The 23,502-nt window shown below is 63.0% G+C and carries 20 protein-coding genes; 18 read left to right on the forward strand and 2 right to left on the reverse strand.

Translation table 11 applies throughout. The annotated features are described in order from the left end of the window. The first annotated feature begins 3 nt into the window (after window positions 1–3). The 10 genes from ACYVHH_RS13855 to ACYVHH_RS13900 all read left to right on the forward strand — a co-directional run bounded on the left by ACYVHH_RS13855 (window position 4) and on the right by ACYVHH_RS13900 (window position 14,556). Entirely contained in the window at window positions 4–2,175 is a 2,172-nt protein-coding gene (locus tag ACYVHH_RS13855; protein WP_460565775.1) for a transglycosylase SLT domain-containing protein, read from the forward strand. After that, entirely contained in the window at window positions 2,172–9,098 is a 6,927-nt protein-coding gene (locus ACYVHH_RS13860) for a JAB domain-containing protein (RefSeq protein WP_460565776.1), read from the forward strand. Before ACYVHH_RS13855 ends, ACYVHH_RS13860 begins: the two co-directional genes overlap by 4 nt. A gap of 58 nt (window positions 9,099–9,156) precedes the next feature. Continuing rightward, window positions 9,157–11,064: a phage major tropism determinant gene (locus tag ACYVHH_RS13865; protein ID WP_460565777.1), complete on the forward strand. Its 1,908-nt coding sequence runs from the start codon at window positions 9,157–9,159 to the stop codon at window positions 11,062–11,064. A 30-nt stretch (window positions 11,065–11,094) separates the two neighbouring features. Further along, window positions 11,095–11,466 (forward strand): diversity-generating retroelement protein Avd, encoded by a 372-nt coding sequence (gene avd, locus ACYVHH_RS13870; protein WP_460565778.1) that lies wholly within the window; start codon window positions 11,095–11,097, stop codon window positions 11,464–11,466. A 277-nt stretch (window positions 11,467–11,743) separates the two neighbouring features. Then, window positions 11,744–12,715, forward strand: coding sequence for a reverse transcriptase domain-containing protein (locus ACYVHH_RS13875; RefSeq protein WP_460565779.1), 972 nt, complete (start codon window positions 11,744–11,746; stop codon window positions 12,713–12,715). Continuing rightward, window positions 12,712–13,125 carry a hypothetical protein gene (locus ACYVHH_RS13880; RefSeq protein ID WP_460565780.1) on the forward strand — a complete coding sequence of 138 codons (414 nt, stop codon included), beginning with the start codon at window positions 12,712–12,714 and terminating at the stop codon, window positions 13,123–13,125. Before ACYVHH_RS13875 ends, ACYVHH_RS13880 begins: the two co-directional genes overlap by 4 nt. After that, on the forward strand, window positions 13,125–13,358 hold the full coding sequence (locus tag ACYVHH_RS13885; RefSeq protein WP_460565781.1) for a hypothetical protein: 234 nt from the start codon (window positions 13,125–13,127) through the stop codon (window positions 13,356–13,358). The genes ACYVHH_RS13880 and ACYVHH_RS13885 overlap by 1 nt, the downstream gene beginning before the upstream one ends. Then, on the forward strand, window positions 13,351–13,614 hold the full coding sequence (locus ACYVHH_RS13890; RefSeq protein WP_460565782.1) for a hypothetical protein: 264 nt from the start codon (window positions 13,351–13,353) through the stop codon (window positions 13,612–13,614). The genes ACYVHH_RS13885 and ACYVHH_RS13890 overlap by 8 nt, the downstream gene beginning before the upstream one ends. A gap of 1 nt (window position 13,615) precedes the next feature. Beyond that, window positions 13,616–14,125, forward strand: coding sequence for a glycoside hydrolase family 108 protein (locus ACYVHH_RS13895; RefSeq protein ID WP_460565783.1), 510 nt, complete (start codon window positions 13,616–13,618; stop codon window positions 14,123–14,125). Continuing rightward, window positions 14,122–14,556 (forward strand): holin family protein, encoded by a 435-nt coding sequence (locus tag ACYVHH_RS13900; protein ID WP_460565784.1) that lies wholly within the window; start codon window positions 14,122–14,124, stop codon window positions 14,554–14,556. The genes ACYVHH_RS13895 and ACYVHH_RS13900 overlap by 4 nt, the downstream gene beginning before the upstream one ends. Window positions 14,557–14,984: 428 nt before the next feature. On the opposite strand, the gene ACYVHH_RS13905 is transcribed toward ACYVHH_RS13900, so the two are convergent. After that, window positions 14,985–15,716 carry a hypothetical protein gene (locus ACYVHH_RS13905; RefSeq protein ID WP_460565785.1) on the reverse strand — a complete coding sequence of 244 codons (732 nt, stop codon included), beginning with the start codon at window positions 15,714–15,716 and terminating at the stop codon, window positions 14,985–14,987. Window positions 15,717–16,058: 342 nt separating this feature from the next. Here ACYVHH_RS13905 and ACYVHH_RS13910 point away from each other — a divergent pair, with 342 nt between their 5' ends. The 3 genes from ACYVHH_RS13910 to ACYVHH_RS13920 all read left to right on the forward strand — a co-directional run bounded on the left by ACYVHH_RS13910 (window position 16,059) and on the right by ACYVHH_RS13920 (window position 18,397). Next, a complete protein-coding gene (locus ACYVHH_RS13910) occupies window positions 16,059–16,688 on the forward strand; it encodes a LysE family transporter (protein WP_460565786.1) in 630 nt (209 codons plus the stop codon). Window positions 16,689–16,750: 62 nt separating this feature from the next. Then, window positions 16,751–17,476, forward strand: coding sequence for a hypothetical protein (locus ACYVHH_RS13915; protein WP_460565787.1), 726 nt, complete (start codon window positions 16,751–16,753; stop codon window positions 17,474–17,476). A gap of 69 nt (window positions 17,477–17,545) precedes the next feature. Then, window positions 17,546–18,397, forward strand: coding sequence for a DUF6671 family protein (locus ACYVHH_RS13920; protein ID WP_460565788.1), 852 nt, complete (start codon window positions 17,546–17,548; stop codon window positions 18,395–18,397). A 7-nt stretch (window positions 18,398–18,404) separates the two neighbouring features. On the opposite strand, the gene ACYVHH_RS13925 is transcribed toward ACYVHH_RS13920, so the two are convergent. Beyond that, window positions 18,405–19,310, reverse strand: a complete 906-nt coding sequence (locus ACYVHH_RS13925) for a LysR family transcriptional regulator (protein WP_460565790.1) — start codon at window positions 19,308–19,310, stop codon at window positions 18,405–18,407. Window positions 19,311–19,419: 109 nt separating this feature from the next. Between ACYVHH_RS13925 and ACYVHH_RS13930 the strand changes: the two genes are divergently transcribed. Genes ACYVHH_RS13930 through aroE form a run of 5 tightly spaced genes read left to right on the forward strand, consistent with a single transcriptional unit; the run spans window position 19,420 to window position 23,366 of the window. Next, complete coding sequence (locus ACYVHH_RS13930) at window positions 19,420–20,355, forward strand: ketopantoate reductase family protein (protein WP_460565791.1); 936 nt, start codon at window positions 19,420–19,422, stop codon at window positions 20,353–20,355. A 9-nt stretch (window positions 20,356–20,364) separates the two neighbouring features. Next, window positions 20,365–20,787 (forward strand): VOC family protein, encoded by a 423-nt coding sequence (locus ACYVHH_RS13935; RefSeq protein WP_460565792.1) that lies wholly within the window; start codon window positions 20,365–20,367, stop codon window positions 20,785–20,787. Window positions 20,788–20,826: 39 nt separating this feature from the next. Continuing rightward, window positions 20,827–21,291 carry a MaoC family dehydratase gene (locus tag ACYVHH_RS13940; RefSeq protein WP_460565793.1) on the forward strand — a complete coding sequence of 155 codons (465 nt, stop codon included), beginning with the start codon at window positions 20,827–20,829 and terminating at the stop codon, window positions 21,289–21,291. 11 nt (window positions 21,292–21,302) lie between these two features. Beyond that, window positions 21,303–22,529, forward strand: coding sequence for a CaiB/BaiF CoA transferase family protein (locus ACYVHH_RS13945; RefSeq protein ID WP_460565794.1), 1,227 nt, complete (start codon window positions 21,303–21,305; stop codon window positions 22,527–22,529). Between the two features lie 15 nt (window positions 22,530–22,544). Beyond that, window positions 22,545–23,366 (forward strand): shikimate dehydrogenase, encoded by an 822-nt coding sequence (aroE, locus tag ACYVHH_RS13950; RefSeq protein WP_460565795.1) that lies wholly within the window; start codon window positions 22,545–22,547, stop codon window positions 23,364–23,366. Window positions 23,367–23,502 lie beyond the last annotated feature (136 nt).

A 23,502-nucleotide genomic window follows, 5' to 3' on the forward strand; every position in this document is an offset into this window, starting at 1 on the left:
AACATGCCGCGCGTTCCAACCTACGACGGCTTTCAAGCCACTCCCAACACCCTCCCGCAAACTCGCCTGACGCTGCCCGAAATGCCCGACGTGGCCGGGCAACAGGCGCAGCAAACCGCCCGCGCCATGGCGGCCAGTGGGCAGGCCCTGGGCCAAGTGGCCCTCGACATGCAGCAGCAGGCCAACCAGTTGCGGGTCGACGACGCCCTCAACCGCGCCAAGGAAAGCGCGCTGCGTCTGACCTACGACAAGGAGGTCGGCTTCACCAATCTGCGCGGCATCAACGCGCTGGAACGACCGGGCGGCAAACCGCTGGCCGATGAGTACAGCGACACCCTCAAGCGCAACATCGAGGAAATCGCCGGCACCCTGGGCAACGAGGCCCAGCGCCAGGCGTTCAGCCTGCGGGCAAACGACATCCTCACGGCCATGCGGGGCAACGCCACCCAGCATGAGGCCCAAGAGTTCAAGACTTACAGCCTGTCGGTGTCCGAGGGCATCCAAAGCACCGCGCTGCGCGAAATCGGCCTGAACTGGAAAAACCCCGACGCGGTGAATTCAGCCGTCGAGCGCATCCGGGCGGAAACCTACCGACAGGCCCAGCTTCTCGGCAAGTCCGCCGAATGGCAAGAGGCCCAAGCCCGAAAGATGACCAGCAACGCGCACAAGGTTGCGCTGTTGTCGGCCCTTGAACAGAACGACCCGGCCTATGCCGAGGCGTACCTCAAAAAGTACGCCGAGCAAATGGACGCCGACGACATTCTCACCGTGCGCGGCCACGTGACCAAAGCCATGGACGCACAGGTCGGCTTTACAGTAGCGAGCGAGGTCATGGGCAAGATGCAGCCGCGCATCCAGACCAGCGAGGCCGAGCGCGCTTTCAACATTGCGGTGGGTACGGAATCCAACCACCGGCAATTCGGCCCGGATGGCAAGCCCCTGACCTCGCCCAAGGGCGCCATTGGCATCGCGCAGGTCATGCCGGGCACTGCTCCCGAAGCTGCCAAACTGGCCGGCCTGCCATGGGATGAGAACCGCTACAAGAACGACGCGGCCTACAACCGCGCGCTGGGCATGGCCTATTTCCAGAAGATGCTGCAGGACAACGGCGGCGACCTTGCCAAGGCTTACGCGGCCTACAACGCCGGCCCCGGCCGCTTGCAGGAGGCCATCAAGAAGGCCCAGGATGCACGCAAGCGCGCACCCAACGCCACGCCCAACGACCCGAACTATTGGCTCACGTTCATGCCGCAGGAAACTCGCAACTACGTTGCGAAGAACCTGCGCGAGTTCGAGGCCGGGCAAGGGCAGGCCCAACGCCCGACCTTTCTGGAAATCGACGAGCAACTGCGCGCAGATCCGCGTCTTGCCGGCAACCCGGCCCGTTACCGCATCGCGCGCGAGGAAGCACAGCGCCAGTTCGAGGAACAAAACAAGGCCATCCGGCAACGCGAGGAAGAAGCCGTGGCCACGGCCATGCGCGGCATCATTGAGAACGGGGGGCGATACACCGACCTCCCGGTGAGCGTGCGCGCGGCTGTGCCGCCCAAGGAAGTGGATAACCTGTTGTCCTTTGCGCAGAAGATCAGCAAAGGCGACGACACCACGAGCCTGTGGCTTTACAACAAGCTGACCAGCGACCCCGACGCACTGGCCCGGATGAGCGACAACGCATTCTTCGCGTTGCGCCGCGAACTGTCCGAGGCTGACTTCAAATATTTTGCGCAAGAGCGTGCCAAGCGCACCGGATCGGCCCCCAGCAGCAACGGGCCGGGCGACCTGAACAGCCAGGCCATCAAGCAGACCCTCGACGAGCGGCTGCGCATGCTGGGCATCGACCCATCCCCAAAAGACGACGGCGGAAAGGATGCCCAGCGGGTCGGCGGCATTCGCAAGTTCGTCAACGACTACTTCTTCACCGCCCAGCGTGAAGCCGGCAAGAAGTTCACCGATGCCGAGGTGGCGCAGCACCTCGACCAACTGTTTGCCAAGAACACGACCTTCCGGGGCTGGTTCTCCGATTCGTCCGGCCCGATGCTGACCATGAAAGTGGGCGACATCCCCAGCAGCGAACGGACCGCCATCGAGGCCGCGTTCAAGCGCCAGGGCATCGACAAGCCGACCGACGCGCAAATCCTCGACATCTACTGGAAACGTCAAGTGGCCCGCAAATGAACGACTACGACGCCCTGATCGCCCAAACCCAGCAAGCCGATACCGCCCAATCGGCGCGCTTCGGTTTCACGGCCGCTGCCGATACCAACCCCGACGCCTACGCCGAAGCGCAGCGCGTGGCCCGGCGTACAGGCGTGCCTGTTGATACGGTGCTGAACCAGCCCAAGGAAATGAAGCGGCAAGACGCCGTGGGCACCATTGACTTCAACACGCTGGCGAAAACGGCCCCTGCCACAGCCGCGCTCCTGGCCGACGTGGAGCGCGCCAAGGTGGCCCACGACAACGTGGACAACATGGGTGAAATCGAGCGCAAGTTCCGCCAGTTCGGCGGCGGCGCAATCGAAGCCGTGGGCATGTCCATCAGTGGCACCGGCCAACTGCTCAACATCGCGCAGCGCAATATCCTGGGCGGATTTGCGAGCATCTTTCTACCCAAGCCACGCGCCGGGGGCCAGCCGACTATGGAGTCCATCGTCGGGCCGCTGATCGGCGAGGACTGGCGCAAGGTCGGCGGCGCGGTAAAGCAAACCGCGCGCAAGGACGTGATGATCCCGGCCTCGCAGCGCACCTTTGGCGACGATGTGGCGTCCGGCCTGGGGCAGGTGGTTGCACAAATCATCATGCTGCCCCTGACGCGCGGCGCCGGGCTCTACACCCAAGGGGCCGACGTAATGGCCGAGAAAGTGGCCCCGGACATCGCCAGCCAAGGGATGAAAGACCTGGCAGTGCTGGGCGGTGCCGCCGTCACGGGCGTGACTGAAAAATGGGCACTCGACCGACTGCTGGGGCCGATGGCTGTACCCATCAAAAACCAGATCGCAGCCGCCCTGGCGCGTATCGGGATTGCCGGTGCAGCCGAAGGCGGGCAGGAATTCGCCGAGAACGTGCTGCACGACACCTTGCGCAAAATCCTGACCAATCCCGACGCCAAGATCGAGTGGGGGCAATCCACCTATGAGGGTGGTGTCGGCGCTACCGTGGGCGCCATCGTGCGCTCCATCGTCGAAGCCGGCCTCCACATCCGGGTGCGCGGCGCGCGCAACGCTCAACAGGCCGAACAGGGCGCCGAGTTCCTGAACGACCTCGGCAAGCTGGCGGCCGCCGACAAGGTGCTGGCGCGAGATTCCGAAACCTTCGAGCAGTTCATCGCCCAGGTTGCCGATACCGGCCCGGTGCAAACCGTATTCATCGACGCCCAAACCCTGATGCAGTCGGGCGTGGCCGAACAGGTGGCTGCCGTGTCGCCCAGCGTCGCGGCCCAGCTCCAAACGGCCATTGCGACGGGCGGGCAAATTGCCATTCCGGTGGAGGAATACACCGCGCGCATTGCCCCGACCGAAGCTGCCGCGCGCTTGCTCGATCACCTCAAGACCGAACCGGAAGGGTTCAGCCGCGCCGAAGCGCAGGAGTACATGCAGGGCGCAGCCGCCGAACTGCAAGCCGAAGTCGAGCGCACCTTGGCCGAAAAGCAGGGCGACGACACGTTCAAGGCATCGGCTGAGGTGGTACGCCGTGAGATTCGCACCCAACTGGATGCGGCCGCGCGCTTCACCCCGCAGGTCAATGACGCCTACTCTGCGCTGGTGAGCAACTTCTACGCGGTCACGGCGGCCAAGCTCAACACCACGCCCGAGGAACTGTTCAAGCGTTACCCGCTCAAGATCGGGGCCGAGCGTATCGACGGCCAGCAGTTTGACCAGGGGCAGCAGCCTGCTGACGTTGCACCGGGCGAGGTCTATAATCAAAGCCGAAAGGGGAAACGTGATGACTACACGCTCGACCTCTTTGGCGTACCCAGCGACGCCCGAGCAGATTCACCTGCCGGACAACCTGCCGCAGGACGACAGGAGCGGTCACTATCACGTGACGACGCTCCCGGCACCTACGCAGCCCGAACCGAACTCGTCGAAGAAAACACCCGAGAACTCGGCACCGACCGAGTAACCACGCCGCAAGAAGCCGCGCAAGCACTGGCCTACCTGGCGAAGGGCGCCGTCGAGCGTTTCGACGCCCTCGTGACCGATGCGGACGGCAAGCCGCTGGCAATTGTCGGTGCGTTCAAAGGTGCGCTGACGCAGGCATCGGTATTCCCTTCGACCTTGGCCGCCGAGGCTTTCCGCGTTGATGGTGCAGCCAATATCTGGTTTGCCCACAATCACCCCAGCGGCAGTAACGAACTGAGCAACGCCGACCGCATGTTGCACAGCAACCTGGCCGAAGTATTCCGAGGCAGTGAAATCAAGTCGCGTGGCATCTTCGCCATCGCCGGCAAAGAAGGCGACGGCCGGAATTGGGTGTTCGAGCCGACCCCGGAAAACCGCTACTCTCCCGAGCCTGACATTCGCGGCACAACCACGGCCCCGGCTGCCACGGCGTCCGTGCCCGTGGTCGAGCGTGTCTATACCCAAGAGGGGCGGCTGGGGCCTGCCATTTCCTCGCCGGCCGTTGCCAGGAGCGTGGCGAAGAACCTGTCCGGTGGTGAAGCCGGCGTAGTGCTCATGACGGCCCAACACGAGCCGGTGGCCTTTGTCCCGGTCGATCCGGCCGAGGCCGGCATGCTGCGCCGTGGCGGGCGCATGGATGCGCTCTATCGGGCCTTGTCAGTTTCCAACGCTGGCGCGGCCATCATCGTGAACAACGGCACGCTGGGCGACCAGGTGGTGCAGAACCTGGCCGGCCTGTTCAACAGCCTGGACGCTCGCGTGCTGGACGTGATGGACACCAGCAGCGATACGGTGCAGTCCTGGGCCGAGCAGGGCAAGCAGTTCAACGACCGCACCTTCAACCAAGGCGCGCGCGGCGCCTTCAATCCGGCAAGCCTTGCCATTACCTTGCTCAAGGGTGCCGACCTCTCCACTTTCTTGCACGAGTCGGGCCACTTCTTCTTGGAAGTGCAGGCCGACATCGCCAGCAAGTTGCAGCAGGAAGCCGAAATTTTCGGCATGGATACCCTCAAGCCGGGTGAGCGTCAGATCCTCGCCGACACCGACGCGCTGCTGCGCTGGTTCGGCGTGCGCGATTTGGCCGAGTGGTACAACCTCGACTTTGAGCAAAAGCGCGCCTACCACGAGCAGTTCGCGCGCGGCTTTGAAGCGTATCTGTTTGAAGGCAAAGCCCCCAGCATTGAACTGCAAGGGCTATTCCAGCGGTTCCGCGCGTGGCTGCTGTCGGTCTATCGGGAATTGAAGGCGCTCAACGTCGAACTCTCCGACGAGGTGCGCGGCGTGTTCGACCGCATGCTCGCTACCAACGAGCAGATCAACCTTGCCGAGCAAGGGCGCAGCATGATGCCGCTGTTCACCTCACCCGAACAGGCCGGCATGACCCCCGAGGAATTCGCGGCCTATCAGGCGCTGGGCGTGGATGCCACCGCCCAGGCCATCGAGGATTTACAGGCGCGCGGGCTGCGCGACATGCGCTGGCTGCACAACGCGCGCGGGCGCATCATCAAGCAGCTACAGAAGGATGCCGAAGCGCAGCGCGCCGAGGTGCGCATGGACGTGCGCCGCGAGGTCATGAGCCAGCCGATTTATCGCGCCTGGCAGTTCCTCACCGGCAAGCTGACCGCCGAGGACAAGATCGCCCCGCTGCCCAAGCGCACGTCCAGCCCCAACAGCATTGACGAAACCCAGGACTCCCTGTTCGCGGCAATTGCCAAGCTGGGCGGGTTGGATCGGGCGGCGGTGCAATCCGAGTGGGGCATCGACCCGAAAGAGCGCATTCCCATGCCGGCCTTCGGCAAGCATGTGTTGCGCCGGGAAGGTGGGCTGTCCATCGACGCCATGGGCGAGGCCCTGGGGCAGTATGGCTACCTGACCCTGGACGAGCACGGAAAACACGACCTGCGCGAGCTTGAAGAAAAGTTCTTCGAGGAACTGCGCGGCAACACGCAATATTCCATTGCCTACGACTACTCGGCCGATGTGGAAATGCGGGCCGGCGACCAGGTGGTCAACCCCGAGGCGCTGGGCGCCGGGCGCTTCGACCTGGGCGAACTCAAGATCATGGGTTTGCCGGCCGAGGTCATCAACGCGGTGCAGGCGCGCCGCATGACGGCCGCCAACGGTTTGCACCCCGACATCGTGGCCGAAATGTTCGGCTTCACCTCGGGCGACGAACTTGTGCGCAAGCTGGCAGCCACTGACCCGCCCAGCGTGGAAATTGAAGCCCTCACCGACGTGCGCATGCTCGAACAGTTCGGCGACCTGTCGAGCCCCCAGGCCATCGAGAAAGCCGCCGACAAGGCCATCCACAACGACGCGCGCGCCCGCTTTGTGGCGACAGAAGCTAACGCCTTGGCGAAGGCCACCGGCCAACGCAAGGTGTTGGCAAGTGCGGCCAAGGAATTTGCGCGGGCAATGATTGCTCGCCTCAAGGTGCGCGACCTCAAGCCCGGTCAGTACGCCAGCGCAGAAGTGCGCGCAGCCAAGGCTGCCGAGAAAGCCAGCAAGGCGGGCGACCTGACCACGGCGGCGGCTGAAAAGCGCAACCAGTTGATCCAGAACTACGCCACGCGCGCCGCCTACGACGCCCAAGAGGAAGTCGACAAGGGCCTGCGCTACCTCAAGAAGTTCGAGGGTGACATCAAGGGCCTGGATGCCGACTACGCCGAACAGATTGGCAATCTGCTGGAACGGTTCGACTTGCGCAAGGGGCAAAGCAACAAGGCGGTGGACAAGCGCACCGCCCTGGCCGAATGGATCAAGGCCCAGCGCGAAGCCGGCCTCGAGCCCGACATTCTGCCCGAACTCGAAAACGAGGCGTTCCGCACGTCTTACAAGAACCTGACGGTCGAGGAATTCCGGGGCTTGGTCGATACCGTGCGCCAGGTCGAGCACCTGGGCCGCTTGAAGCACAAGCTGCTGACGGCTGCCGACCAGCGCGCCTATGAGGCGGTGCGCGACGAAATTGCCGCCAGCATCCGGGAAAACGCGCAGGGACGCGAGGCCGACACCCGCACCCCGACCACAAACATGGGCCGAGCCGTGCAGGGCCTCAAACGCTTCTGGTCGGCCCATATCAAGGCGGCCACCTGGGCGCGCATCATGGACGGCAACAAGGACGGCGGCCCGATGTGGGACTACTTTGTGCGCAGCGCCAACGAGCGCGGCGACCAGGAAACCACGATGCGTGCCGAGGCCACGGCCAAGCTGGCGGAAATCCTCGCCCCGGTGTTCAAGCTGGGCAAGATGGGCGGCAAGGGGCAATTTTTCCCGACCATCAACCGCAGCCTGAACCGCGAGGCGCGCATTGCCCTGGCTCTGAATACCGGCAACGCGGGCAACCTGCAGCGCTTGCTAGGCGGCGAAGGGTGGACCGAGGCGCAAATCATGCCGGTGCTGCAATCCTTGACGGCCCAGGAGTGGGCAGCGGTGCAGGCCGTGTGGGATCATTTCGAGAGCTACCGCCCGCTGATTGCAGCCAAGGAGCGCCGGGTCTACGGCAAAGAGCCCGAGTGGATCGAGCCTCAGCCCTTCGCTGTGACCACGGCGGACGGTGCCACGGTCATGCTGCGCGGCGGCTATTACCCCATCAAGTACGACCCGGCCGCCAGTCAGCGCGCCGAGGAACACGCTGACGCGGAAAGCGCCAAGCGGCAACTGCAAGGGGCTTACACCACGGCCACCACGCGCCGCAGCTTCACCAAGTCGCGCGCCGAGGAAGTGTCCGGGCGCCCGCTGCTCTACACCCTGGCCGGCATGTACTCGGGCGTCAATGACGTGATTCACGACCTCGCCTGGCACGAGTGGCTGATTGACGCCAACCGGCTGCTGCGCTCGCATACCATCGACGGAGCCATCCGCGAGCACTACGGCCCCGAGGCCAAGCAACAGTTCAAAAGCTGGGTGCAGGACGTGGCCGAGGGCGACAAGGGCGCGGCCAATGCGGGCGAAATGGCCCTCGGACGGTTGCGTCAGGGGGTGAGTGCGGCCGGCCTCGGATTCAACGTCATGAGCGCGTCGATTCAATTCTTGGGCCTCACGCAGTCCATCGTCCGGGTAGGTGCGCCGTGGATCGGGCGCGGGATCACCAAGTACCTGGGCAACCCTATTGCCGCCACGCGCGAAGCCAATGCCATGTCCTCATTCATGGAAAACCGAGCGCGCACGCGGTTCCGCGAACTCAACGAATTGCGCAACCGCGTGCAGGATCAAGGCGCTTTCAATGAGTTCGTCGGGCGCTATGCCTATTTCATGATGATGCGCTGCCAGCAAATGGTCGACGTGCCGACGTGGTGGGGTGCTTACGAGAAGGCCATCGCCGCCGGCAACGACGAAACCCGCGCCGTGGCCCTGGCCGATCAGGCAGTCATCGACGCTCAAGGCGGCGGTCAAACCAAAGACCTATCGGCCATCGAGCGCGGGGGGCCGGCCTTGCGCCTGTTCACCGTGTTCTATTCGTTCATGAATACCGCGCTGAACCTGGGCGTGGCCCAAACCATGGGGGCCGACACGCCGAAGAAGCGGGCCAAGTTGGCGGTCGACTACCTCATGCTCTACACGGTGCCGGCGGTGCTGGGCTACTTCCTGAAAAACGCCCTGACACCCGGCGATGAGGACGACGATTGGGAGCAGATCGCGCGCAAGCTGGCGGCCGAACAGTTGAGCTACCTGATGGGCCTCATGTTCGTGGTGCGCGAGTTCAGCGAGGCGTCCAAGATCATCACCGGAGCAGAAGGCCCGCGCGACTATTCCGGTCCTGCCGGCGTGCGCGGCATCGCCGACACGTTGAAGTTCATCAAGCAGGCCGAACAGGGCGAGTTCGACGACGCCTTCCGCAAATCGGCCATCAACCTGCTGGGCGACTTCACCGGCCTGCCTTCGGCGCAGATCAACCGCACCATCACAGGTGCCAAAGCCCTGGCCGAGGGCAAGACCGAAAACCCGGCCGCCATCGCCTTCGGCTTCCAAGAAGCGCGATAGTGCACGTGTCTGGACTCCCGGCAGATAGCCTTGCGGCAATTCTCCGGGAGTTCCAGCCATGACGATTTCATCCGAGGTGCGCAAAGCCGGGCCTTTTGCCGGAAACAACGTCACAACCTCGTTTCCTTTCTCCTTCAAGGTCTTTGCGTCGGCCGACGTGGTGGTGGTGCAAACCAACCCGGCCGGCGTCGAAACGGCACTGACGGTCGGCACCGACTACACCGTCACGCTCAACGCCGATCAGGACACCGCGCCCGGCGGAACGGTCAACAAGACCACGCCCCTGGCGTCGGGCTTCCTGCTGACCATCACCAGCCGCGTGCCCAACCTGCAACCGCTGGACCTGACCAATCAGGGCGGGTTTTACCCGAAGGTCATCAATGCGGCCCTCGACCGCCTCACGATCCTGGCCCAGCAGAACGACGAGAAAATCGGCCGCTCGGTCAAGGTGCCTATTTCCAGCAGCGTGTCGCCTGATGCGCTGATTGCTCAGCTTACGGCGGACGCGGCGACCGCAGCGAGCGCAGCATCGAGCGCAGCCGCCTCGCAAAGCGCAGCCGCTGGCAGCGCCTCGTCGGCGGCCAGTAGCGCGTCGGCGGCCAGCACGTCGGCCTCAGCCGCCAGTTCCTCACAAACCGCTGCAGCCACTTCTCAAAGTGCGGCCGCCACTTCGGCCACCAATGCCGCGAACTCCGCGACCGCTGCCGCTGGATCAGCGACCACGGCCAGCACGCAAGCGAGCAACGCGGCGACCTCAGCCACCGATGCCGCGAATTCCGCAACGGCGGCGGCCAACTCCGCGACCGCTGCCGCTGGATCAGCGACCACGGCCAGCACGCAAGCGAGCAACGCGGCGACCTCGGCCACCAATGCCGCGAATTCCGCGACCTCGGCTTCAAACAGCGCCGCCCTGGCTCAGAGCTTTGCGTCCAGTATCGTGCCTGCATCGGCCCTGTCCAAGGCCGACAAAACCACGCCTGCCCTGGTCAAGACCGGCGCCAACACCTTGGCAATCAAGGCCGGCACGACCGTGTACCTGTCGGGTGGGGTGGTGTCCTTCGCCTCGCAAACTGCCGTGTCAATGCCTGCGCTTTCGGCAGGCGAGGACTATTGCGTGTGGGTGCTGCCCAACGGCACGGCCCAAGCGACGGCCGACCCCTTCACCGCGCCGGCTTCGGCTCCCGTGTCGGGGGCGCTCAAGATCGGCGGCTTCCACTACGGCCTGGTGGCTTCGGGCACGACCGTGGCCGGGGGCAGCTTTGCCACGACCGGCGCCGGGATGATCTGGACGCAAAGCGACGTGGATGCCATCGCAGGCATCAACTCTTGGACGCTTTGGGATTTGACCTATCGCCCGATTTGCGACCCGCGCGGTATGGCCTGCGTGAAGGACAACCTCGGCCGTGCGCAATTCTGGTTCGACCTGTACTTCTGCTCACAAACCCACATCACCAACGGCACCAGTCGGTTCAACACGAACGTCGCCAGCGGCACGGTACTGCCGCGCATCCCCGTGATGTTTGGCGGCAGTGGCTCGAACAACTACAGCACGATGACGTGGTACGAGTCGGCCGAGATTGCATTCAGCCACCAGAAGCGGCTGATGAACTACCAAGAGTTTGCAGCGGCTGCCTTCGGCGTGACCGAGAACCAGTCGCTTGGCGGCGCGTCCTCGACGATCCCGGCCACGGCGCGACAGGCCGGCTACACCTCGAAGTGGGGTGGCGAACAAATGACCGGCCACCACTGGACGTGGGGCGACACCGCGCACGGCGTCAGCGGTGCGGCCTGGGTCAGCGGTGCGAACCGTGGTCAAACCTACGGCACGCCTTTCGCGGCTTTGTTCGGCGGCGACCGCAACAACGCGGCCTCATCTGGTTCTCGTTGTTCTGGCTGGAGCGACTCTGCGTGGGTCTCGCTCTGGAGCATTGGGCTGCGCGCCGCCTGTGACCACCTGAACCTGTAGCGGGAGCGAAAGCGACCGCAAGGAACTGGTATGAACACGCCCGTAATCACCGACCAAACCCCGAAGCCTGCCCTCGCCATCGTCGAGCGATACGAGGGCGCGGTGAATTACCTGTACCCCTTGCTGCTCAACATGAGCCACAAGCACCGGGTGCTACGGGACTCGTTGCTTACGGCTCTGTTTGAGCAGTACCGGCTTTTCTACGAAGCCGCCAAGAGCAGCCAGGTGTCGCGCGTCTATGTCGCCGACGCGGGGCTTGCTCACATCAAAGAACTTTTGCGCTTTATGGCGGACCCGACCCGCAAGTTGGTGTCCCGTCGCCAGTACGAGGTGGCCAGCGTGCACCTCGCCGAGACTGGCGCCATGCTTGGGGGATGGATTCGCCATGTGCAAAAGCGGTAGGAGTGTGATTAAACCTTTCGGCGGCAACCGCAACAACGCGGCCTCATCTGGTTCTCGTTGTTCTAACTGGAACAACTCTGCGTGGAACTCGAACTGGAACATTGGGCTGCGCGCCGCCTGTGACGATCAGCGAAAACCACGCCACGGCTGCTACGGCGCCCGTGGCGGACCTTCAAAAATTGGTGGTCAGCACACTGCTGCCGGCTTCGGCAAACACACTACGAGGTTCGGGGAACGGCGAGTAGGGCACTGCCCGAAAGCCGCGCCGACTATTTCCATGGGAAAGCGACACAAGAACATTTTTGCCGACGTGGTGAACCGCGACAACCTGTGGCGGGCCTATCAGAAGGCCGCGCGCGGCAAGCGCGACACCATCGGTTATCTGCAATTCCGGCAGAACGAGGCGGCCAACATCGCCCGCCTTGAGGAAGCGCTGCAGTCCGGCGAATACCGGCCAGGTGAGCCGCGCCGCTTCCTCGTCTATGAGCCCAAGCCACGCCAGATCAGCGCACTGCCGTTTGTCGATCGCATCGCCCAGCATGCGCTGTGCAACGTCATCGAGCCTATCTTCGACCGCGTGTTCCTGCCGCAAAGCTACGCCTGCCGCGTTGACAAGGGCACGCACCGGGCGGCCATCGCGGTGCAGTCCATGCTGCGCAAGACCCCGGACGCCTGGGTGCTCAAGACCGACTTTTCCAAGTATTTCGCCAGCATCGACCGCGCCGTGCTGCATCGAGAGATTCGCCGCAAGATCAGTTGCCGGCGCACGCTCGACCTGGTGGAAACCTTCATCCCAACCGAAGGACAAGGACTGCCCATCGGCAATCTCACCAGCCAACTGAGCGCCAACATCTACGGCCACATCCTTGACCGCTGGCTGGCGCACGAGGTCGGGATCTCCACCTTCGCCCGGTATATGGACGACGTGGTGGTTGTCGGCCATAGCGCCGAAGCCATGCGCCTGCTGCACTTCCTCATGGAGAACTTCGCGCGGCACACCATGGGGCTGCGCTTTTCGCATTGGTCGGTGCAGCCGGCCAGCATGGGCGCGAACTTCTGCGGGTATCGCATCTGGCCCACCCACAAGCTGCTGCGCCGCCGGTCGGTGGCAGCAGCAAAACGCAAGATCGCCCGTTACCGCAGGACAGGCGACGACCAGGCGCTCGACCGCTTCGTCGCTTCGTGGCGCGGCCACGCGCAGTGCGCCAACACCTACAACCTGCTCAACCGTCTAGGAGTCGCAGCATGACCATTTACGCCTACAACCCCACCACGGGTGAGTTGATCCGCACTGACACCGTGGCCGACTGGATGGGCAGCACCGACGTGCCCCCGCCCGATTTCGACCCGGTGGCCGCCGGCTGCTTCTGGCGCGACGACCGCTGGGAAGTTGTCGCAGCACAACCCCCGGCCGTGCCCGTGCCTGTTGCCGTGACTATGCGGCAGGCACGCCTTGCGCTGCTCGGCGCCGGCCTGCTGGCCCAAGTCAACGCGGCCATCGCCGCCATGGCAGGCGCCGAGGGCGAGGCCGCACGCATCGAGTGGGAATACGCGCAGGAGGTGCGCCGGGACTCGCCCCTGGTGGCCGGACTGTCGGCCGCCTTGGGCCTGACCGACGAAACCCTGGACAACCTCTACCGGGCGGCAGCGGGGCTGTGATGCGCGAATACCTGACCCGCGCAGCCGCCTGGATCAGCCAAGGCATCAACTGCCTGCTGCTGGGCGGGCATCACGACCAGACCGTGAGCGCCCGCGCCTATGTCAACCGGCACCTGTGCGGGTGGGGTATCGCCTATCGAATCATCAATGTCCTGTTCTTCTGGCAGGAAAACCACTGCCGCGAGTCCTATCTGGCTGACGTGGAATTTGCAAAGGAAGTGCTCAATGTCTGAAAAAAACGACCAACACTGCGCCAGCCCAACCTGCCAAGAAGCAGCCGACCGGGCGGTGAAAAAGGTATTTGCCATTCTCGGGGTCGATATCGACCGGCCGGAATCCGTTGAGGAATTCCGCGAGGACTTGCGATTTAGCAAGCACATGCGCAAGGCGGCCGACCACGGCTTCCTGGCCTTGATGGGTGTGCTCGCGGCGGCGGCCATGGCGGCGGTTTGGGCGGGCATCGTTTCCAAGATCGGCGAGGGGCACTGACATGGCCGACTTTCTGCAAGCCTACGAATCCATGATCCGCAACGAGGGCGGCTACAAGCTGCACACCGTGGCTGGCGACCGTGGCGGGATGACCTACGCGGGCATCGCGCGCAACTTCCACCCGAACTGGCCGGGCTGGGCCGCCATCGACCGGGGCGACATCCCCGACAGCGAACTGGTGCGCCAGTTCTACCGGATGAACTTCTGGACCCCTGTTCGGGGCGACAACATCAACAGCCAGGAAGTGGCTCGCAACGTGTTCGACTTCGCGGTCAATGCCGGCGTCGCCACGTCGGTGCGCCTGGCGCAGATCGTGGTCGGCGCCACGCCGGACGGCAAGATCGGCCCCAAGACCCTGACCGCGCTCAACGCGATGGATGCGGAAAAATTCGTGCTGGCTTTCGCCCTGGCGAAGCTGGCACGATACCGCGACATCGTGACCAAGGATCGCACCCAACAAAAATTCTTGCTGGGCTGGCTCAATCGCACGCTCTTGGAGGCCACGACATGAACCCCTTGCTCATTGGCGGCATCATCGAAACGGTCGGCAAAGTGGCCGACAGCCTTTTCACGTCGGACGAGGAACGGGCCAAACTGAAAATTGAAGCCATGAGGGCCGAGACGGAAGCCTACCGGGCGGAAACCGACCGGATGCACGGCCAGCTTGACATCAACAAGGAAGAAGCCAAACACGCCAGCGTGTTCGTGGCCGGCTGGCGGCCGGCAGTGGGTTGGGTCAGTGTCTCGGCCCTGGCCTATCAGTTCGTCCTGTACCCGCTGCTGGTGTGGGCGTGGAATGGCATGCAGGCCCTGGGCTGGATCGCTGGCACCTTGACCCCGCCCCCGCTGCTCGATGTTGAAGCCCTGATGGTTCTTGTGACCGGCATGCTGGGCATCGCTGGCGCGCGCACCTGGGAGAAATTCAAGGGCGTCGCACGCTGACGCTGCACCCCCTGAAATCGTTTCCGCATCTACTGCCTAGCACATAGCAGAATCAACATGTTAGGATAGCGAATCTGGCGGCAGTTGCGGAAACGAATCACGCCTAACCCGTTGATTTTCCTCGTTTTCTCCAAGGACTTGAAAACCAGCAACCCGCAAGGGTTCGTGAGTTCGAATCTCACCGCCTCCGCCGCAACACAACCCAAGTGAATGTCATTCACTTGGGTTTTTTTACGTCTGACAGTACCCAGCGCCAGCACGGCGATCAACGGCAGCCAGGTCAAATCTGAACGCCTCAGCACAAGCGCGTCGTGCAGCCAACACACATTGGCTTGCAGAAAAACAGCTGGATTCACACACTCTTAACGATGCAAGAACATCGTTATATGAATTTATTGGATGCAATACATCTCTTTAATTATTAATTCTCATATAGCCTTCTGCACAAACAAAAACAGACTCCTACCACACAAAGACAGACACCAACCATAGTAGACTTTTCTCGTAGTTTGACGCACGTCGCGAACAGCTCGATTTCGGCCTCTGTCGATCCAGTCAGGGAATGCATCCGCGATTTGCTGCACCTCTTGGGCTGTGAAGTAGTCGCGGCGGCCACCAGCTGCACCACCCGTTGTTGTGAGTGACGGTATCTGACCAACGGTCATCCAGCGTCGAATGATCGCTTCATCAAACACCCTTTGCAGCGCCACGTTATGGTTTTTCAATGTGGACTGGCTTGGTGTTCTTCCAAGCTTTTTCTCTCGCCACATGTCAAACTCACGCAACTTTGCGTAGTCAATGTTGGTAATGTGCATGCGGTCAAAAAACGGCATGTGATAACGCCTCAGGATCCACTCGTAGCCCTTGAAGGACGCTCGACCCTTGGCGCGCTCTGGTGCTTCGTTCATCCGCGTGATGGCCAGTTCGGCAACATGCTTGAAGGCCTTGGTCTGAATAGCGATGCCGTGTTCGTGTTTGATCTCGCACTCGGCTTTGACCTTGATGGCAGCGGTGACTGCTTTGGTCTTGTCACGCTGCTTGGTGGTTCGCGATAGCCACTTGCCGCCGATCTTGAAGCGGGCCAGCCAGACTTTGCTGTTACGCTGCAGGTAGATGTAAAAGCTGTCGTCGATTACGTGCTTGTCGATCAATTCGTTCACTTTGCTGCCTTGCTGGTGAGCTGAAGGCTAATTTTTGCAAAGAATTTGCAAAGTGTCGATCTATAAATTTAAGTTGTTGTTTTTAAAGTGTTTTCTCAACTGCAATGTTCTTGAAAACCGGCAGCCCGCAAGGGCTCCAGGGTTCGAATCCCTGGCTCTCCGCCAAACCCAACCTAAGGCCCACAACGGTGGGCCTTTTTTGTGGCTTGCTCCCGCCCATTGCGTGTTGCACAAAGGTATGCCAAAATTAAGGCTTGATGCAAACCTAAGTCATTGATTTTTATGAGGCTTTAGGGTTGTGAGTTTTTCTCTCACCGCTTCCGCCAAATTCTCCTCGGCCCCATGGAACTCTCGACCTGGCTCGCCTTCTTCGCTGCTTCCTGGGCGATCAGCATCTCCCCGGGCGCGGGCGCAGTCGCCGCCATGAGTTCCGGGCTCAACCACGGTTTCAAGCGCGGCTACATCACCACCCTGGGCCTGGTGCTGGGCATCTGGACGCAGCTCATCGTGGTGGGTCTGGGCCTGGGTGCCATCGTCGCCACCTCCAGCACGGCTTTCCAGATCATCAAGTGGCTGGGCGTGGCCTATCTGGTGTGGTTGGGCATTCAGCAATGGCGCGCCCCTGCGCGGCCGTTGGCTGCAGCGTCTGGCTCGGCCAGCACCGTGTCTGCCCGGCAGATGATCTTGCGCGGCTGGATGATCAATGCCGTCAACCCCAAGGGCACGGTGTTTCTGCTGGCGGTGGTGCCACAGTTCCTGAACCTGGCCGCCCCCCTGTGGGCACAGTACCTGGTGATTGGCTGCACGCTGATGTTCACAGACTTGGTGGTGATGGCGGGCTACACCGCGCTGGCCGCGCGGGTGCTCAGCGCACTGAAGTCCACCGCCCACATGCGCGCCATGAACCGCTTGTTCGGCGGCCTGTTCGTGCTCGCCGGCACGTTGCTGGCCACGTTCAAGCGTGCCATCTGAGTTTCTGCGCACGGCAGCTGATCGTTCCATCGCAACGCACGCATGCAGTGCTTGGCGCCCACATGAGCAGACTCACCAGCGAATTCGATCGCCTCTTCACGCTAGGGGGGGCAACGGCCCAAACACCCACGGGCCGGCCGCTACTGTCGCCTGAAGGCCTTACCCGGGCGCTGGTGCTTGGATTGGCAAGCCCAGCCGAATGGCCGCCGCTGGCAGGCTTGTGGCAAGCGGCACAGGAAGAACTCGGGCTGCCCGCACCCGCCATCGCCATCGACGGCACCACATCGTTCCAGTTGTGGTTTTCTCTGGAGCAACCGGTCCCGGCAGACCAGGCACAGGCCTTCCTGAAGGCCCTGTCACGCCGCTACCTGCCAGGCGTGCCTGCAGGAAGACTGCGTCTGTGGCCCCAATCCGCTGGCGCGCAGGCCGTGCACGCCGAGCCCATTCCCACACAACACGGTGATGAGGGCCGCTGGTCTTCATTCGTCGCCCCTGACCTCGCGCCCGTATTCGGCGATGCACCCTACCTGGACATCCCGCCCAGCCCGGAAGGTCAGGCGGACCTCCTGATGCCTCTTCGAAGCATCCGGCCCGCCGAGCTGGCACGTGCATTGGAAGCGTTGCAAACGCCCTCGGCCAAAGCCCAAGAGGCAAAGGCAGGCAACGCCTTGGCCAAACCGGCGGCTGGCACACCGGCCGAGTTCCTGCTGCGGGTCATGAACGACGAAAGCGTGGACCTGCGCATTCGCGTGGAGGCAGCCAAGGCCCTGCTGCCCTACTACGCCTGAGCGCCGGGCACTGGCATTCGAACGCAATCAGCCAGGAAAATGGCGCGCAACGCTTGCAAAGGATGAGTGATGACGAAACCCGCTATCTATGCCAACCGGCAGGTCGCGTTTTTGACTCAGCATGGAAAAGAGCGCGTGGTGGCTCCCGTGCTGGAAACGGGTCTGGGGTGTGTCGTCACCCACGTGCAGGGGTTCGATACGGACACCCTGGGCACGTTCACAGGCGAAATCCCTAGGCCAGGAACACAGCTTGCGGCAGCGCGGCTCAAGGCTCGCAAGGGAATGGAGCTCTCGGGACTTCCGCTGGGCCTGGCCAGCGAAGGCAGCTTCGGCCCTGACCCTTTCGCGGGTATGTTTCCATGGAATATCGAGCTGCTGGTGTGGATAGACGACGCACTCGGCATCGAAGTCGTCGGCATGGCCCAGGGTCCGGCAAACAGCGAGCACCTGCTCAGCGGCGATTGGGCAGAAGTCCAGGCGTTTGCCGCGCGCCAGGGGTTTCCAGATCATCTGCTCGTCTTGCGCCCCGATGGGCAGGCAGACCCGCGTATCCACAAAGGTATATCGGATTGGGAACGGCTGAAAGAAAGTTTCGAAGAATGCCTGGCTCAGTCGAGCCGTCGACAGGTCTTTGTCGAAATGGACCTGCGGGCATTTGCCAACCCCAGCCGGATGAAACACATTGAGCAGGCCGCCGCCGATCTGCTGCAGCGGCTCCGCTCACATTGCCCTGCTTGTGATGCGCCGGGCTTCTGGGTCACCGAGCGACGACCCGGACTCCCTTGTTCCGTTTGCGGTAAACCCACCTCCGTTCACCTCAGCGAGTTGTGGGCTTGCCCGCGATGCCCTGAAAAATCCTTGAGGGAACGCACAGACATGGTCGCCGCTGATCCACGACACTGCTCCGTCTGCAACCCTTGAACCCTCGCTAGGGCTTCAAACGCAGGAACAACTCCGCGCACATGCTGCGCAGCCACCGGTTGGCGGGGTCATGGTGGTAACGGGCATGCCAGTGCTGCTTGACGGTGAAAGACGGTATGGGGATGGGGCATGGCCACACCTTCAATCCTGCAGACCTGGCCAAGGTCTCGCCAATGTGCTGCGGCAACGTGGCCACCATGTCGGTGCTCTGCAAGATGGCCGACAGGCCCAGAAAGCCCGGCAGTTTGAGTGCGACGTTGCGATCGATGCCGTGCTGCTTCAGCGCCGCTTCCAGCAGCAGCTGGCCCGTACCCGCAATGATGCCCACATGGTCCGCTTGGACATAGGCGTCCAACGTCAAACCTCGCTTCAAGCGCGAATGCCGGGGATTGCTCAGGCAAACCCAGTTCTGTTCAAACAGCACCTGCTGGTAGAAGCCCGCCTCCAGGCCTGGAATCAGTCCCAGTGCGAGATCGCCCTCACCTGACTGCAGTTCGTTCACCATCTGCGGGCCAATGGAGGCCGCCTCCAGCTTCACTTTGGGTGCGATCGCCCGCACATGGGTGAACAACTGCGGCAACAGCGTGATGTGGCTCGCGTCGGTCATGAAGATGCGAAAGGTCCGGTCAGCCTCTGCGGGCTCGAACCGTTGCTCAGCCTCGGACAAGCGCCGCAGACCATCGAGCACCTCACGAACCGTGGTCACCAACGCGTCGGCCTTGGGGGTGGGCTGCATGGTCAGCGCCGTGCGCACAAACAAGGGGTCGTTGAACTGCTTGCGCAGCCGCGCCAGACCAATGCTCACCGTGGGCTGGCTGCAGCCCAACATGTCTGCCGTGCGCGTCACGCTGCCCGTGGTGTAGAGCAACTCGAACAGGCGCAACGTTTTGACATCGAGGTTGTACAGGTCCATGGATTCACCACCAATATTGGCTTTTGCAATGTATTGTATTTTTTAGATTGAATAGACGAAATACCCCCGCCTGCCGACAATCCGCATACACAGAACCAGGAGACTGATCTTGAAGATTGCAGTGGTAGGCGCGGGCGCCTTGGGTTGTGCCATCGGGGGCACGCTGGCGGAAGCTGGCAACGAGGTGCTGTTGATCAACCGCAACCAGGCCCATGTGGATGCGATCAACCAGCACGGGCTTGCCATGCGCACACCGGAAGGCGAGCGTTGGGTGCGCACCCGTGCGGTCACCAGTGCCCAGGGTCTGGGCCCGGTGGATCTGGTGATCGTGCTCGTCAAGTCGTTTCACACCCGGCAAGCCATGGAAACCTCGCTGTCGCTGGTGGGGCCGCAGACCGTGGTGCTGTCCCTTCAGAACGGCCTGGGGCACGAAGACATCCTGGCGGACATGGTTGGCCGGGAACATGTGCTGGCGGGCAAGACCTATGTGGGTGGCGTCATGCTCGGCCCGGGCCGCATCATCAGCGGGGTCGTTGGCAAAGAGACCTTGATCGGTGAACTGGATGGTTCACTGAGCGAACGGGCCAAGGCCATCGCCGCCACCTTCAATGCGGCGGGCCTCACCACCACAGTGAGCGACAACATCCTGGGCACCATGTGGGACAAGCTGCTCATCAACGTGTCCACGGGCGCTGTCAGCGGCATCACCCGCCTGCCTTATGGCCCGCTCTATCAGATTCCCGAGATCGAAGCCACGGCCGTCGCCGCCGTCCAGGAAGCGATGGACGTTGCCGCAGCCAGCGGCGTGAAGTTGAGCTTCACCGAGCCCCGCGCTGCCTGGCTGAAAGCCAGCGCCGGGCTGCCTGAAGACTTCAAGACTTCGATGCTGCAAAGCCTGGAAAAAGGCTCGGTGACCGAAATCGACTTCATCAACGGCGCGGTGGTGCGCTGGGGCCAACGCTGCGGCGTGCCCACCCCCGTCAACGCGACCCTGGTGGCCTGCATCAAGGGCATCGAACGCTCGCTGAACACCGCCCTCCACTGAAAGGCCCCCATGAACACCTCTGCACCCAAACCCTTCACACCACCCACAAAGGCGTATGTCGAACATGTGGCTGTGCGCGTCAAAGACATCCACTGGCACATCCGGTTTTTTTACGAAGTGCTGGGCATGGACGTGCGCGAAATCGATGGACCCACGGACGACCCGCGCCAGTACTGGACGCTGGGTGGCATGCAGTTGATGGCCTGTCCGGACTTTGAGGCGCCCCCGTCCAACGACGCAGGCTGGCTGGCGCACCTGGGCGTGATGGTCGATGACCTGGAAGCCGCCCTGAAGGCAGCCGAGCCATGGGGCGTCACCACCCTGCCCCAAGGCCGCAACTGGCTGCAACTGCCGGATGGTTTGGCCGTGGAACTCATCCAGGCGGCACCCGGCAGCGTTGCTCAAGCCCTGGCCGTCAAACCCCGCGCCTGATCCGCCGCGAGTGCAAACCAAACGCTGATTCCTTCTGCCATGTCTCACAACACCCCCGAAAAATACTGGGATGACGCCAGCGAAGGCGACACCTGCACCAGCCCCAGCTACACGGTCACCAAAGAACGCATCCTGGCCTACGCCGACCTCACGGGCGACCACACCCCCGTGCACGTGGACGAGGCCTACGCCAACGCCAGCCACTTTGGCTGCATCGTGGCCCATGGCCTGTTCGGTTTGTCGATTGCCGACGGCCTCAAGACCCAGAGCGAATACCGCTTCCTGCCGGGCATGTCGCTCGGCTGGACCTGGGACTTCCTGCTGCCCATCAAGGTCAACGATGTCCTGCACGTCAAGTTCAGCATCACCGGCCTGCGCGTCAGCAAAAGCCGCCCGGGCTGGGGCATCGTGATCCTGCCGTCCGAGCTGATCAACCAGCACGGCGAGGTGGTGCAGCGCGGCGAACACCGTTTGATGGTTCCCCGCCGCCCAGGCACTTACTGAACGAGGACACCATGACCCAAGCCCTGCCCCTGACCGGCATCCGCGTCATCGACTACAGCCACTTCCTCGCCGGCCCTTACGTGGGCCGCTGCCTGGCCGCCCTGGGCGCCGAAGTCATCAAGGTGGAGCGCCCTGGCGGCGGCGATGCCGGGCGCCAGCACGCCCACATCATCGACGACCAGCAAAGCGGTTACTTCCTGCAGCTCAACATGGGCAAGCAGGGCGTGAGCGTGAACATGAAGGACCCGCGCGGCAAAGCCTTCATGCAGCAGCTGTGCGACAGCGCCGACGTGTTCATTGAAAACTACCGCCCTGGCGCTCTGGACAAGCTGGGCCTGGGCTATGCCGAACTGTCGGCACGCAACCCCAAGCTGGTCTATTGCTCCATCTCGGCCTACGGCCACACCGGGCCGGACTCGCACCGCGCAGGCTTCGGCCTCATCGCTGAAGCCAAAAGCGGGATCATGCAGATGGTGGGCACACCGGGCGAAGCGCCCCCGTTGCTGCGTATTTCGCTGGGCGACATGTACACCGGCATCCACGCAGTGGCGGCCATCAACGCCGCCTTGCTGGGCCGCGTCAACTCCGGCAAGGGCCAGCACATCGACATGGCGCTGTACGACACGCTGGTGTCCATGCACGAGTACGCGGTGCAGTGCTACACCCTTTCGGGCGGCACCGTGCTTCCCCAGCAAACCGGGCACGACATGCCCACCTCCACCCTGTACGGCGTGTTCCGCGCGCAGGACGGTGACTTGGTGATTGCGGCGCAGGTGGACGATGCCTGGAAACGCTTTGCAACCTTGCTGGAGCAGCACGGCGGCCCTGCGGGTTTCGGTACCGATGCGCGCTTTCATTCATCGAATGGCCGCAACGCTCACAGGGTGGAAATTCTGGCGGCTGTCAAGGCCTGGGTCGCAGCGCGCCCGGTGGCCGACATTCTGGCCCTGCTCGACAGCGTGGACGTGCCGTGCGCCAAGGTGCAACGCATTGACGAGGTGATCAACGACCCGCAAATCCAGGCCCGGGGGATGATTCTGGAGCAGCAGCACCCGCGCTACGGGACGCTGCGCCTGCCCAACCTGCCGTTTCGCTTTTCAGACTGCGACACCACCGCACCCATGCACCAGGTTGCCCCCGATCTGGGCCAGCACAACGCCCAGGTAGCACACAGCCTGGGGTACAGCGACCAGGACATTGCCACCTTGCAGGCCGAAGGCGTGCTGTTTTCAAAGTAACCCGGAGACACCTTCATGACCGACCGTTACGCCGTCATCGGCAACCCGATTGGGCACAGCAAATCCCCGCTGATCCACACCACCTTCGCCCAGGAAACCGGGCAGGACATCGAGTACACCGCCATCGAAGGGCCTCTGGGCAGGTTTGTGGAGGCAGCACAGGCCTTTCAGTCAATAGGCGGCAAAGGCATGAACGTCACAGCGCCGTTCAAGATCGACGCCTACGCCTACGCCAGCGAACGCTCCGAACGGGCACAGCTGGCTGGCGCCGCGAACGCCCTCAAATTCGAGAACGGCCGCGTCTGGGCCGAAAACTTCGATGGTGTGGGCCTGGTTCGTGATGTGGTTCTCAACCTTCACGAGCCCATGCGTGGCAAGCGCATTCTGATGCTGGGTGCTGGCGGCGCGGCAAGAGGGGCGCTTCTGCCCTTCCTGGCGGAACAACCAGCCAAACTGGTGATTGCCAACCGCACCGTCGACAAGGCCCATGAACTGGCGCGCATCGGCGCCAAACACGGCAACGTCAGTGGCTGTGGATATGAGGACCTGCTTGGGCAAGACTTTGACATGGTGTTCAACGCGACCTCGGCCAGCCTGCGGGGTGAACTTCCGCCCGTGCCAGCCACGGTGTTCGAGCAGACCACCATGGTGTACGAACTGGCATATGGCAAAGGGCTGACGCCATTTCTTCGCCTGGCGCGCAGTGCCGGTGTGCAAGGCATCGCCGACGGCGTGGGCATGCTGGCGGAGCAGGCTGCCGAGGCATTCGCGTGGTGGCGGGGCGTGCGCCCGGCGACTGCCTCAGTGATCGACAAGCTGGTGATCCCATTGACCTGAGCGGCTGGCACCACTTTTCTCAGCCGCAGCGGTGATCTGGGCACGCCGTCGCTGCGGTTCCTGATACAGGCGTCCCACCCCTGCTCGGAGACAAACCCATGAAACGCATCTTCATCAAGACCCTGCTGGCCACCGT

Source organism: Hydrogenophaga aquatica (assembly GCF_054780915.1).